Source organism: Nostoc sp., from assembly GCF_036916575.1.
In the GTDB taxonomy this organism is placed as follows: Bacteria; Cyanobacteriota; Cyanobacteriia; order Cyanobacteriales; family Nostocaceae; genus Nostoc.
This window is the reverse complement of sequence record NZ_JBALGC010000028.1, coordinates 37053-50493: the sequence shown is the minus strand read 5'-3', so window position 1 is coordinate 50493 and position 13441 is coordinate 37053. Positions and strand designations below refer to the sequence as shown.

Here is a 13441-nt window from a genome sequence, read left to right as displayed (position 1 = left end):
ATTCACTGAGAAATTAGGAAAGTAATGCTGACAAAAATCGCTGTTGAAAAAATTCTTGAACGTGCCTTGATGGGGTACGATTTATCTCTCGAAGAGGGAGTGGTATTGTTAGAACAAACTGAGCCAGAGGTGATCGCAGCAATACGTGCTACATCCGACACACTCCGTCACACTCAAGCAGGCGATACGGTTACATACGTAATTAATCGTAATATCAACTTTACTAATATTTGTGAGCAGCACTGTAGTTTTTGTGCTTTCCGTCGAGATGATGGTGATATCGGTGCATACTGGTTAGATTCGGCGCAAATTTTGGAAAAGGCGACAGATGCGGTGCAACAGAGTGCGACGGAAATCTGTATGCAGGGCGGATTAAATCCACAAGCGCGGATAAATGGTAAATCTTTGCCCTACTATCTCAAGGTAGTGCAAACCATCAAACAGGAATTTCCTCAGATACATCTCCACGCTTTCTCTCCCCAGGAAGTGCAATTTATCGCCAGACTTGACGGACTTGAATATGCTGATGTGATCACTGCTTTGCGCGATGCTGGTGTTGGCTCAATGCCAGGAACAGCCGCTGAAGTGTTAGACGATAAGGTAAGGCGGATACTGTGTCCAGAGAAGATTGACACAGCCACTTGGCTAGAAATTGTCAGCACTGCTCATAAATTAGGCTTACATACTACTAGCACCATGTTATCTGGGCATATTGAAACCCACGAACAGCAAATCAAGCATTTAGAAAAATTGCGATCGCTTCAAAAAACCGCCGTCAATCAGGGATATCCAGCAAGGATCACAGAGTTTATTTTATTACCCTTTGTTGGACAAGAAGCGCCTAAATCCTTACGTCGCCGTGTCGGACGCGATCAACCAGTTTTGAGTGATGCACTGCTGCTAGGGGCTGTGGCGCGGATTTACTTGGGTAATTGGATTCCCAACCATCAGCAGAGTTGGGTAAAACTGGGGCTTGCTGGTGCAACAGAAGCCTTAGTTTGGGGTTGCAATGATATCGGCGGCACCTTAATGGAGGAGCATATTACCACAATGGCAGGTGCTTTGGGTGGTACGTGTATGGAAGTGGAAACTTTGCAAGCTGCGATCGCTTCTTTAGGAAGACCTTACCAACAAAGGGATACTCTTTATCAGAAAGTTAGGAGTCAAGTCAAAGACTCGCAAACGAGTATCTAAGTTAGATTAACGGAGTTTTCTAACTATTGACTCCTGACTCCTAATTCAGCACTCAGCAATAAATTGATCCCCAAGATACCAATCCAAGATAGGATGGACGTTGATTTACGTATTCTTTTACTTAATGCATATGAAGCGCTATTGGTCGCGTTTGCTTGCGCTGGTTTTGGTTGTAGCTATCGGCTTAATGGGCTGTTCTGGCAGTCCAGATAGCTTGACTGGGGATTATCGCCAAGACACCTTAGCTGTGGTCAATATTATGAGACAAGCTCTGGATCTATCACAAGATTCACCAAACAAAACAGCAGTTCAAGCAGAAGCGCGTCAAAAAATTAATGACTTTTCAGCTCGCTATCAGCGGGTTAACTCTGTTTCTGGTCTTGGCTCGTTTACAACCATGCGAACAGCCCTCAACTCCTTAGCTGGACATTACAGTTCTTACCCAAATCGTCCTGTACCCGAAAAACTGAAAAATCGTTTAGAGAAGGAGTTACAGCAGGTAGAAGTAGCACTGAAGCGTGGCGGTTAATTTTTAACTATTACCTACTCCATAATCAAGAGTCAAGAGTCAAAAGTATTGACTCTTGATTATTTTATCAACTTGATATATGTCTGAGTTGCAAATTTTCAACTAACTAAACTTCTCGACACTTCTCTAGCTAAAAGACTTGTCACAGTCCAACTTACTTCGTCTCCATCCAATTATCACCGACACGCGCATCCACCAGCAACGGCACACTCAACTGGACTGCGTTTTCCATCACCGACTTAATTTGCGGTTGTAATTCTTCCCACTCCTGAGGGGGGATTTCAAACACTAATTCATCGTGAACTTGCAACAACAAATGCGCCTGATAGTTCTTCAAAACCTCATGCAGTCTTACCATTGCAATTTTGATAATATCAGCGTTGGAACCTTGAATTGGTGCATTAGCAGCGGAGCGGAGTAAACCTGCATCGTAAGCACCTAAATTCTTTAATTTACTCAGATCAATATCTTCTGGGTTACTGCCTTTTAATTTACGTAAACTGTTATTAGTAAAATCAAAGTAACGACGACGACCGAGAATAGTTTCTACATAACCAAGAGATATCGCTTCTTTTTTGACTCGCTCCAAATATGCAAATACTTTAGGATATCGTTCATTAAACCGCTTAATGAACTCATTGGCAATGGTTTTATCTATCCCGGTTGAGCGCGAAAACCTTAGAGAACCCATTCCATAAATCACGCCAAAATTGATAGTTTTTGCCATCCCTCGTTCTTCTGAGGTTATATTTTCTTTTTCAAGCACTAACCGTGCCGTAACAGTGTGAACATCTTCATTTTGCTGATATGCTTGCACTAATATCGGCTCTTGACTCAAATGAGCCAAAATCCGCAATTCAATTTGTGAGTAATCAGCAGCCACCATTAACCAACCAGGATCTGGCAAAAACGCCTTCCGAATTTGGCGACTAAAAGCTGTCCGAATAGGGATATTTTGCAAATTCGGATTAGAAGAAGATAACCTACCAGTTGATGTCGCTGCTTGATTAAAATCAGTATGGACTCGCTGGGTATCTGGACGCACCAATGCTGGCAATGCATCAACATAAGTAGACTTTAATTTAGATAGGGTGCGGTACTCAATGAGCGCCTCAACAAATCCAGTGTTATCATCTTCTTGAAGTCTTTCCAGTGTTGCTGCATCTGTAGAGTAGCCCGTTTGAATTTTACGAGAATGTTTGGTGCTTAATCCTAATTTTTCAAACAAGATTTGGCTCAATTGCTTAGGAGAACCTAAGTTAAAATTTTCCCCAGCTATTTCAGTTGCTTTCTCTTTTAGCTTCGCTAACTCCGTTTCTAAATGCTGCGAAAGTTCTTGTAAATAAGCTGAATTAATCCGCACGCCTGTGTATTCCATTTCGGCTAAAACCGCTTCTAGTGGCTGTTCAACTTCCACTAAGAGCTTAGATAAAGCTGGAATTTTATCCAGTTCCTCACGCAATTTTGGCACTAAGCCAAAGGTAGAATAAGCATCCATTCCGCAGTAATCTGCTACAGCGGAAATGTCTATATCAGCGATGGTTTTGCCTTTAGGAACTAAATCTAAGTAACTTTTTGCTATTAATCCCAAATATCGCTGCGCCAAATCCATTAAATTATGGCTAGAATCTGGATTTAGAATGTAACTTGCCAGCATCGGATCAAATACTACTCCCGCCAAATTAATTCCTTGACACTTTAAAACTAAACGGTCAAATTTGGCATTCTGTAAAGCTTTGGGATAATCGGCACTTTCGAGAATTGGGCGTAGTGTTTCTAGCGCAAAATCTTTATTCAAATTTTCCCCAGTTTTGTGCCCCAGAGGAATATAGGCTACCTCATCTGGTTTCGTTCCCCAACAGCAACCAATTCCTACTAACTCAGCGTCTCTTGGTTCTAAATCGGTAGTTTCAGTGTCCCAAGCAACGGGAGTCTCTAGGTTGGTGAATTTTTGCAAAAGTTTCACTAACTCAGTTAGTTTGGCTTCGGTGTTGATGATGCGTGGTGTAATTGCAGAAGTAGATTGTTGTGAAACTGCTGCTGTATCACTAGCACTGAAAAACCACAAATCATTATCTTCATCAGCCCTGAATTCTGAGTTAGTATTGGGATTAATTACGTCTGTTTCGGCTTCTTGGTTTTCTGCAATGCCGCCAAAACGTTGCTGGAGGTCGTTTATTTTGCCTAAAAAAGACTTGAATTCTAATTTTTCTAAAATAGGAGTCAGGACACTTGTATCAAACCCTTTCAATTTGCAATCTTCTAAATTAATTTCTATAGGAACATCCAGAATTATAGTTGCCAAATAACGAGACCTATCGGCATCTTCTTTCCCACTTGCTAGTTTTTTCTGAGTTGCTCCTTTAATTTCATCTAACGCAGCATAAATATGGTCAAGGGAACCATAGGTATTTAGCAGCTGTACTGCTGTCTTTTCCCCAATTCCCTTGACCCCAGGAATATTATCCGATTTATCACCACAAAGAGCTTTGAAATCAACAATTTGTGAAGGTAAAACGCCCATTTTTTCTTTGACTTGTTCTGCTTCAAATTCCGTGATACTATTTGTAGAGCGCTTTAGGGCATCTGGACTAAAATTCAGAACAGTGATTTGTTTATCAGAGTCGATCAGTTGAAATAAATCGCGATCGCCAGTGAGAATCTTTACCCTATACCCAGCAGCAGTTACTCGCTGTGCTAAGGTTCCTAAAACATCATCTGCCTCGTAACCAGGGGCAGTGAAAATTGGTAGATTGAAGCCATTGAGCAACTCATGCAGATTTGCTAAGTCGGGAATGAAGTCTTCTGGCGTTTCAGGACGATCGGCTTTATAAGTATCGTCAGCTTCGTGGCGAAAAGTTGCTTCACCCAAATCAAAAGCGATCGCCATTGCTTGTGGCTGTTGTGTTGCCATTACCTCCAACAGGCACTTCACAAAACCAAAACATATACTGGTAGGAATCCCCGTTTTGGTATGCAGTCCTCCATCTCGCCCTTTGGCGAAAGCAAAGTATGAACGATAGGCCAGGGAATGTCCATCTACGAGGATGAACGTGGGGCGTGTTGCGGTTACAGAAGTCAAAGTTTGAGACATAGCCCTATTTTAGCCAGAAGCTTCCTTACATAGTTAGCAATTTCAGATGCTCGTTTAAGCCAGAAGCTTTGGCGACAATAGCAAAATTCATTTTCCCACTGGTCGCTAGAGCCTGTTAACCTCTTACTGGAACTTAAAATCTAGGAAATTATGCAGAAAGCATCTGCTACACATTTGATATCTAGTGATCATCAGGCTGCTGCAAAAGACATTAAACTACTAGTTTTGGATATAGATGGCACGATCGCCGGACATTCTAACACCCTCAGTACAGGTGTAAAGCAAGCTATTATTGCGGCCCAAGCACGAGGAATTCAAGTGGCGATCGCTACAGGTCGAATGTATCGTTCAGCCTTGCGTTTTCACCAAGAAATCGGCTCTACTTTACCATTAATGGCCTATCAAGGAGCCTGGATTCAAGACCCGATCACCCAAAAAATTCATCGCCATTGGGTTGTTTCCCGGGAAATCGCCCACCAGCTAATCGACTATTTTGAACAGCCTGAGTTGCGATCACTTCTATCTGTCCACTTCTACATCAATGACCAGCTCTACGTCCGTGAGTTAACCAGAGAAACCCAAATTTATGCCGAACGTTCTGGTATTATCCCGATTCCTGTGGGTGATTTGCGCCAAACCTTAACGAATGAACCCACAAAAATTCTTGCTTTATGTGATGACACTGATCTGATCAACCAGCTATTGGGGAATATGCGCCGCCAATACACACCCGCTGAACTTTATCTGACAACATCTGTTGCTACCTTTTTTGAAGCAACTAACGCCTCTGTGAATAAGGGAACTGCTGTCCGTTACCTAGCCGAAGAATTGCTGGGCTTACAGACAGCCAACGTTATGGCTATTGGCGATAACTTCAATGATTTGGAAATGCTGGAGTATGTTGGACTTGGTGTAGCTATGGGCAACGCACCAGCTGGAGTGCAAGCGATCGCGCAGTGGGTAGCTCCTAGTGTAGAGGAAGACGGAGCAGCAGTAGCAATTGAAAAGTTTTTGCTCTAGTAAGGGTACTTTTTCAAACCTAACCCATATAAATCAGAAAGGACACCGACGACTGGCCGTGTTTCGTCTCGGTGCCCCTGCTGGTTCGCTCCTCACACACTTGCTAATGTAGCCGAGGTGGTGCATTGAGTCAATAGGTATATAAAAGTTTTTATTTTCTGCCTAAACGACATTACCAATTTATAGCTCCAAGGGCGCAAAAACCCCCAAGTTTTCCTCTAGCACATATCTTAATACTGACTGAGTAGCCATCAGCAATCCAAGTCTAGCTTGGGCTAGCTCTGGTGACGTAATTTTCACCTCACCCCAAATCCGGCAATTAGACCAGAACTTTTCAAAAGCTTGGCTCAAATTCAGCGCTACTTTTTCCCATTTCACAGAACCACTAACATCAGGGCACTCTATGTTATCTACCATTTGCACTAACTCGGCGATTAGACGACGCTCATCTGGGTGATTTAGCCGTAGTGCTCCGTCACTGGTGAGCCAAGGTATGGGGTTGGGGGCGATAACACTCCAAAATGCTGGACTACTATTTGCAACTGGTTCTCTAAGTTTAATCAATCCCTCTCGGTGAGCCAGAAGCACTAGCGAATAGCAACGTGCATGGGCATATTGAACAGCAAACAACGAATTAGGCATTGGGCATGGGGCATCAATTGTCCCCTCATCTCCCCCTGCTCCCCCTGCTAAGAGCTTCCTACTCCCCTGCGCCCCCTCTCCCCCTGAAATCACGACTATAAGACTTTGTAACCAAGTCGCTAACGTGGAGTGAGTCAATTCAAAATGTATCCAACCAGGGGGAACTATTTGGATGCTAAAAACACCCCCACAGATCCCTGATATATCTGAGGCGATCGCACTAGCAAGCTCCATAGCTTTTCGATTCTGAGATTTTGACAGCTGTAGAGCCACACCTGAGATATACAAAACTTTACTATCATCTCTACCTTTATATAGAAGAGTTTTTTCGTCTTTTATGCATATATTTTCGGTTTTATGAGCATTAATACTTAGTAAATTTATAAGATAACTGCTTACTAGCTGTTTTGTTGACGTATATTTGCTAACTAGTAATTTATGATGCACGTAATTTTAATGAAATAATCATGTAAAATATATTTTTTAATTTTCTGTCATCTATCTTGCGATATAAATTTAATCTAGATAAAGAAAAATGAGAGAAGGATAAAATTTGATGAATAATCGATGAATAGTAAGTAAACTTTACTACCATCATTGTACAGTAGGAAGTATAACAAAAGAGTAGAGAGTAATTTGCTTTCTATTCTTTGGATTGGCTGGCGCTGTTAGGCGTTAAGCCTACCTCGCCAACACAAAGACACTCCTTGCACCTTTTTATTTACGTCTTTGTCTTCAGCCGAACGCTCTTTGTTACCTATGCAATCTCCATCCTCCTTTTCTGAGGCATCACGGCCTTTTTTGACTTGGCAACGAATTCTTGACTGGGCTCAAGAACACTACCGCTGCCGTACCTTTAGCAAAGATGAGCGCATTCCAGCTCGACCTGGATTGCTATATTTGGTGCAAAGGGGTGCGATCCGCATGGTAGGAACCGCACAAGTTAGTGCGACTGCTAGTCAGCTAACGTCTCGACGAATTAACAGAACCCCAGAAGAAGCGTTCTTGGGTTTTGTGGGAGCGGGACAGCCATTTGAAATTGTTGCCCAATCACCATTTACACTTCAGGCTTACGCCCATGTTGACCAAACTGCGGTGTTGTGGATGTACTGGCACGACTTAGACAACTGGCCTCACTTTCGTCGCGAAGTTATGGATGCTTTTAGGTATCAGCACCAGCGTAAGCTGCTGTGGCTGAGTGCCTTGGGACAACGCCGCACAATTGACCGACTCTTAGGATTTCTTACATTGTTAATTGAGGAATATGGAGAGCCAGCAATGAGCGACACTGATCCTGATGTGATTCGCGGCTATTGTCTGCCCTTCCCCCTCACCCATGCCCAAATTGGTAGCGCGATTGGTTCCACTCGTGTCACCGTCACCCGCTTGATGGGCAAGCTGCGTCAACGTGGCTTAATCCTCACTCAAGGGGATAATCTCATTTGCTTGCCAGCAGAGTCGATTAATAGAGCTGGTTAAAGCACAGTTCAGAGCGGCGATTTCCGCCACTCTGTCTAAGTGTGATGGGCTACGCCTCGCCAGAGGCGATCGCTCCTGTCAGCGAATTTTGACAAACCCAGCTTGGGTAATCAGTTCCTGTCCCTGCTCAGTCAGCAGTAAGTTGGCGTAAGCGACACCTGCTTGCTGCTCATTCTGACCATTCTGTTTGACCACCACAAACAGATTGCGGGTAATCGGGTATTTTCCTGCTTGGAAAGCCTCAATGTTCAATTTGTTCCGTTTACCAGGACATTCAGACGGGAGGACAGATGGTTCTTGGTACGGAGCAATATATGTCCCTTGCGTCCGCCCCAACGGCAAGGCTTTGATTGAGCATTGAGGAATCACCTCTGGGGCAGAAGCGTAGTAGATGCTACCAGGACTACCAGCTAATTTTTGCAAGGCTTGGGTGGTTGTGGAAATAAATTCCACATTGGAGCTGAAAGCTTGACCACCCAAGATGTCTTGGACAAAAAGTTCGACCGTACCGCCATCAGCAATGCGGCGAGAATAGGGCTTAATTGGGATATTGGGGCCGCCCACTTGGCTCCAATTATTGATTTTGCCCGTGTAAATTGACTTTAACTGGTCTAACGTCAGTCCTTGGATATTAAGGTTAGGGTTAACTGCGACTGCCAAACCATCAATTGCCACAGGAATTTGTTTCAAACTGAACCCACGCTGCTGGGCACGGCTTAACTCCGGATCTAGAACTGGTCGGGAGGACTGAGCAAAAGCTAATTGACCGTCTATCAGCGACTGGATACCAGTACCAGAACCAGGAGATGCACTGCTTGGTTCTACATAACGCAGCCGAAGCTCTGGTCGCGCCGCTTGAATTGCTGGATCAACTATTAGTCGAATCGGCGCCCAAGATGTACTGCCTCCGTAATTGAATAATCCTGTTGGAACATCCTGTACTGAGGTGAAAGTCTTGCCACTAGGTTGTTCTGATCCAGTTTGGGGTGTTTTGGTGTTACCAGAATTAATTGTATTTAGGTCAAGACCAGACTTTCTGCTGAACCACCAAAAACCGCCAGCTATTAGCCCGACCGTGATTAGGATGGATAAGACAAGAATAGGTATTTCATTTTTTTGGGACATAGGAAATTACCCGCGCGTCCATTCAATATAAGTGCTTGACTTGATAGGTGCTTGCTACTTGAGATTGTATTGGAGCCCAGGTGTTTTGTTAATGAATTATGATAAATCCTCACTTCTGACTACTTTAGAAGCGAAGGTATTAGTTGAAAACAGCCAAAAACTTTGTCTGACACTTTTATACTGAGTTGAAATTAATCGAGGAACGGACTCAGAAGGAGTCCTCCACGGAAATGGTTCGCATTTAATCCGCGGTCGAGCTTGAGTTGGGAGCCTTTCCCTAGATGGCGATCAAAGATGTCGCCATAGTTGCCTACAGATGCAAGAACACGGCGCTGCCACTCCTTGTCGAGACCCAGTTCTGGTGCAAAGATCGGCATCACTCCAGCACCGCCCGCATACCAGGGTGTTTCCGGTCTCTGGGCGTTGATCAATGTATTCACTGTCCACGCGACGATCGCCGACCACTGAGCGTCCGCAGTTCCGGTTGCAGCGATCACCGGAAAGGTCGTCAGTGACTCCGGGAGGATGCGGCTCGATAATCGGTTCACCCCAGGGTCGAGGCGGATATTTGCAAGGGTGGTGATCTCACCAGCGATCGCGTGGCAATTTTGCACATTGTATGTATCGATCATCTCCCCGTCTTCAGAGAACGGCCGACGGAACCAGTTCTTGTGGAGTCCACCGAAGTAAGCCGTCAGGCTCCGCTCGACCGAACTGCCAATCATGAAGCAGATGCTTTCTTTGGCCAGGTCGCTGACGTGCTGTGCAGCCGAGGTGGACGCCACCATCACCGCATTGGATTCTACGAAGATAGTAGGGCCTGGTACCAACTTACCGGCTAGCTTCTGCTCGTCAATCTCCGATCCTGTAAGGAAGTATACGTCGTCCTGCTGGTTACGCACAGCATCGAAGTCCTTCGGCGTTTCGTACTCATGATATTCGATGCGGTCAGCAGATCCCAGGACGGCGGCGGCGATCGCCCGGCAGACGTCGACGTTGAGACCACTCCAGCCTCCTGGCTCGGCTTGAGTTGCCAGACCTGTCCGCTCGACGCTGCCACAGCGAACCACATTGTGTTCCTTGACACGTTTGATTACAGAACCCGCCTGAGCGGTAGAAATCGAGCAGCTGACACCAAGCAGAGTCAGCAAGACTAAGATAAAGCGCATGAATTCTCCTCAGGGAATGTCGAAAAATGGGGATATTTGAAAAGTGCTGAGTAAAGAAGTGAGATTCCCCACTTTTTTACTCAGCACTCAGCACTTTAAGGGTTAGCTACTGGATAAGTACTTGGTAGTGGGTTGAAGTCCTTGGGGATTTTGTTGACTATCCCTTGGCGCTTGTCCTCCGGCGTGACTCCGATCGCCCGGCAGCCTTGCCCACCGTAGTGCGGTAGTGTGTTTACAACGCTGTCTGGAATTTTCGCAAACGAGGCTGGCAGTGGCGGCGAAACACCGAGCAGGCGCTTCGGATCAAAGCCCGATAGTAGGCTGTCGGTGATCGGCGAATTGATGTCCCGTGGGCCGAGGTACTTCTGCTCAAATCCTGGCGGCCCGAACTTGTTGAACTGTGGGGAGTTACCAGCAGCAAGTGCCTGTGCCTCATCGGGCAGGCTGGCAAGCGCAGGTAAACCAAAGATCGTGTTGATCGTCTCGATCACCGAGTTGTGATCGCCCTCGACGTGTGAGACGGCGTGCGTCCGGGCGTAGGGTGAGATTAGGAGCAATGGCACACGGACACCACGGGAGAGCGGCAGCCCGTCAGGGCCATAAGACAAGATCCTCGGTGGCACATGGTCGTAGAAACCATCGGACTCGTCGTAGGTAATAATGATAGCACTCTGCTGCCAAAGCTTCGGATTTGAGGCGATCGCGTTGATCACCCTGGCCGCCATCGCTTCGCTGAGCTGGCGATCAGTGTAGCCCGGATGGTCGTCATCGCCCGACTTCGCCGCATTAATCGCGGCGATCTCATCCGCAGGCGTGTTGGGGTTCGTGATCGGCGGTTTCAACCCCTGCTGGTTCGTGTAGCCACCACGAATGTAGAAAACGCCACTTTCGGGCAGCGCATTTTTGGCTATGTCGCTAAAAAAGTCATTCAGCCCACGGAGATTTTTGCTCACCTCCGGCGTGTTGGCGATATAGCCGAAATACTGTGCACCGTTGTGATGGGTGACATATGCATCGTGCGAGGCGACTCCGTTAGCATCGGTCGGTTCGAGATCGTAGCCTTCTTGATACCAGCGCCAATTGACAGGCTCAGCTCGGAGTTTCTGGATATAAGGGATATCCTGCTGGATATCGGCTAGATCGAATAAAGGATTCCTGTTACCAGCTAAGACTGACCGAATATTGCGCCCCTGGAAGGTGAGCGGCAGACTGGCGAAGGTCAGGTTAGAGGAGATGTTGTTATCGGCGTAGCTCTCTTTCGTGCCAGCAGGTTGCTTGTTGTTCGTCGTTGTGTCGAATTGGGAGCCATAGAATGGCTGTGGGTCGTTGACCAGGGGTACTCCCTGCGTCGTGCCAGTGTGGCTACCCACGGTGTAAGATTTGCCATTTGAACCGTGCTTGACCCATTGCGTTTCACCACCCTGCCCTGCGATCATCGCCACCGCATTCGGGGTTGACGGCGTGTCCTCGGTTGCAAAGATGTTGTCAAAGACCGTAAAGCGACTAGCCCACTTCCAGAAGAACGGAATGGTATCGCAGTCGATGTGCGACATGACAAGGCGGGCAAACTGCTTGCCCTCAGCAATGTTGGCTGCTCCACCCTTGGATGCGAAGCGTGTGTACTCGTCGTAGGCGAACTGATCCATCTGTGGCTTGCCGTCCACAACATGGAGCTTGGTTGCAAGTCCGATGTGCGAGTGGTCAACGCTGTCAACGGCGCTGGCGTTCTGTTCAGACCCGAGCCGGAATGGCTGGACTGTGACTCTCAAGCCGTCCGTATCCGTATAGGTCTGAGTGAAACCCGGCGTTTTCTTTGGGTCACGAGGCTTTTGTCCATCTGAGTAGAGTCCGTTAACACCGGGCAACGTGCCATACTCGTTGTCGAAAGAGTGGTTCTCGTTAAAGATTACGAAGACATATTTGATCCGCTCATGAAGCAGTTTCGTGAGCAACTTCGGCGGCAGCTTGGGTTCCTTGTGCGGATCATTTAAGTATCGCGTCACGTCTGGCGTTACATCTGGCTGAGTTGTGACGGTTGAGTTTGCTGGCAATGCTTCATGTGGAGAAGAATCCTTTGCGATCGCCGAGCCGAGAAACATCGACGGTATGATCGAGGACGGCAGTAGCAAGAGTGTTATAGCAAAATAGAACTTTGTAAATAGTTTCAAAGCACATCTCCTTGGTAATTCTTATTCATATACCGCAAGCGTTTGATTGATTTAAAATAGGTATTTGGCTTCCGCCGTGCTTTATTGGTTCCGAAATTAAGAAAAACTTAACACCTTTGAGCCGAAGCAAAATTCTGCCGCTATTTAAGCTTTTTGCTTTCTTTTCAGCCACAAACCGATAGTAGTAACAACTACTGTTCCAGCAAAAGTTTGAGGTTCAGGAACAGGCTCACTTTTAGCAAAACTAACAGCAGTAATCCCGGAGCTTTGGACACTTCCCAGGTTACTGTTGTCCAAAAATTTTCCATCATTGGTACTACCCGTACCTGTGAAATTTCTGTCAAAATATAGTTCTAAACTGTACAAATCATGGTTTTGCTTTGTCAATAAGCCTGCATCTGCAAAAGCAAGTATGTTCTCTTGAATGTAAGCTGTATTGCCAGCCAAACTGTTGGATAATGTTCGCAAAATAGTATTGTCATTGACTAAGTTGACAGTCCAACTTGTCAAATTTACAAAAGAATTAGAAGCGGGTAATTGATCCACATCCACTGTGTAAGTCCCATTAAAAGAAGCATTTGCTAAATTCACAGATAGCCCTACTGAACCATCAAGAGCCGCAGGAGCAAAATTTCCTGAAATATTAAATGTTTTCAAATTGACAGCCTGGGCAGGATCTGTACCAATAGCTGCAAGCATAGCAAAACCAAGCGCTGCGGTAGCAGTTGCTTGCGATAACCTTCTTAAAGATATTGCACTCAGCATAAGTTTGCTGTTAATATTTTTTTGCCCATAGTTTAGAAAAGTGTGTTCTTTGCACACTGAAAATAATGCCAAAGTGAAGACACTGCTATGGCTAGGCTTGAAGGTATAAAGAAAAATCCAGAAGTCACAAATGACTGCACCCATAATTTGGTACAATTTCCATCGCATCAAATTATTCTTGATTTTCTCCACAAGGGACAAGGTATTAAACAACTCGTCCATTAGCCCTTTAGGTTTGGCAGTTACTCACTTGGGA

At 45.7% G+C, this 13441-nt stretch carries 10 protein-coding genes; 4 read left to right on the top strand and 6 right to left on the bottom strand.

Annotated elements, in window-relative coordinates; genetic code table 11:
- Positions 1 to 24 precede the first annotated feature (24 nt).
- Both cofH and psb27 read left to right on the top strand, forming a co-directional pair.
- Positions 25 to 1194, top strand: coding sequence for a 7,8-didemethyl-8-hydroxy-5-deazariboflavin synthase subunit CofH (cofH, locus tag V7L29_RS07530; RefSeq protein ID WP_334735039.1), 1170 nt, complete (start codon positions 25 to 27; stop codon positions 1192 to 1194).
- Between the two features lie 124 nt (positions 1195 to 1318).
- Positions 1319 to 1723: a photosystem II protein Psb27 gene (gene psb27, locus V7L29_RS07525; RefSeq protein ID WP_334735038.1), complete on the top strand. Its 405-nt coding sequence runs from the start codon at positions 1319 to 1321 to the stop codon at positions 1721 to 1723.
- Between the two features lie 154 nt (positions 1724 to 1877).
- On the opposite strand, the gene polA is transcribed toward psb27, so the two are convergent.
- Complete coding sequence (polA, locus tag V7L29_RS07520; RefSeq protein ID WP_334688261.1) at positions 1878 to 4817, bottom strand: DNA polymerase I; 2940 nt, start codon at positions 4815 to 4817, stop codon at positions 1878 to 1880.
- A 150-nt stretch (positions 4818 to 4967) separates the two neighbouring features.
- On the opposite strand from polA, the gene V7L29_RS07515 reads away from it, so the two are divergent.
- Positions 4968 to 5837: a Cof-type HAD-IIB family hydrolase gene (locus V7L29_RS07515; RefSeq protein ID WP_334735037.1), complete on the top strand. Its 870-nt coding sequence runs from the start codon at positions 4968 to 4970 to the stop codon at positions 5835 to 5837.
- Positions 5838 to 6017: 180 nt separating this feature from the next.
- Here V7L29_RS07515 and V7L29_RS07510 read toward each other — a convergent pair whose 3' ends face one another.
- Entirely contained in the window at positions 6018 to 6713 is a 696-nt protein-coding gene (locus tag V7L29_RS07510) for a DALR anticodon-binding domain-containing protein (RefSeq protein ID WP_334735036.1), read from the bottom strand.
- A gap of 525 nt (positions 6714 to 7238) precedes the next feature.
- Here V7L29_RS07510 and V7L29_RS07505 point away from each other — a divergent pair.
- On the top strand, positions 7239 to 7958 hold the full coding sequence (locus tag V7L29_RS07505) for a Crp/Fnr family transcriptional regulator (protein WP_012412419.1): 720 nt from the start codon (positions 7239 to 7241) through the stop codon (positions 7956 to 7958).
- Between the two features lie 78 nt (positions 7959 to 8036).
- Here V7L29_RS07505 and V7L29_RS07500 read toward each other — a convergent pair whose 3' ends face one another.
- From V7L29_RS07500 to V7L29_RS07485, 4 genes are all read right to left on the bottom strand, one after another.
- A complete protein-coding gene (locus V7L29_RS07500) occupies positions 8037 to 9083 on the bottom strand; it encodes a PstS family phosphate ABC transporter substrate-binding protein (protein ID WP_334688264.1) in 1047 nt (348 codons plus the stop codon).
- Positions 9084 to 9274: 191 nt separating this feature from the next.
- Positions 9275 to 10252 (bottom strand): hypothetical protein, encoded by a 978-nt coding sequence (locus V7L29_RS07495; protein ID WP_334735035.1) that lies wholly within the window; start codon positions 10250 to 10252, stop codon positions 9275 to 9277.
- A gap of 95 nt (positions 10253 to 10347) precedes the next feature.
- Positions 10348 to 12420 carry a phospholipase C gene (locus tag V7L29_RS07490; RefSeq protein ID WP_334735034.1) on the bottom strand — a complete coding sequence of 691 codons (2073 nt, stop codon included), beginning with the start codon at positions 12418 to 12420 and terminating at the stop codon, positions 10348 to 10350.
- A 144-nt stretch (positions 12421 to 12564) separates the two neighbouring features.
- Positions 12565 to 13353: a PEP-CTERM sorting domain-containing protein gene (locus tag V7L29_RS07485; protein ID WP_334735033.1), complete on the bottom strand. Its 789-nt coding sequence runs from the start codon at positions 13351 to 13353 to the stop codon at positions 12565 to 12567.
- Positions 13354 to 13441: the final 88 nt, after the last annotated feature.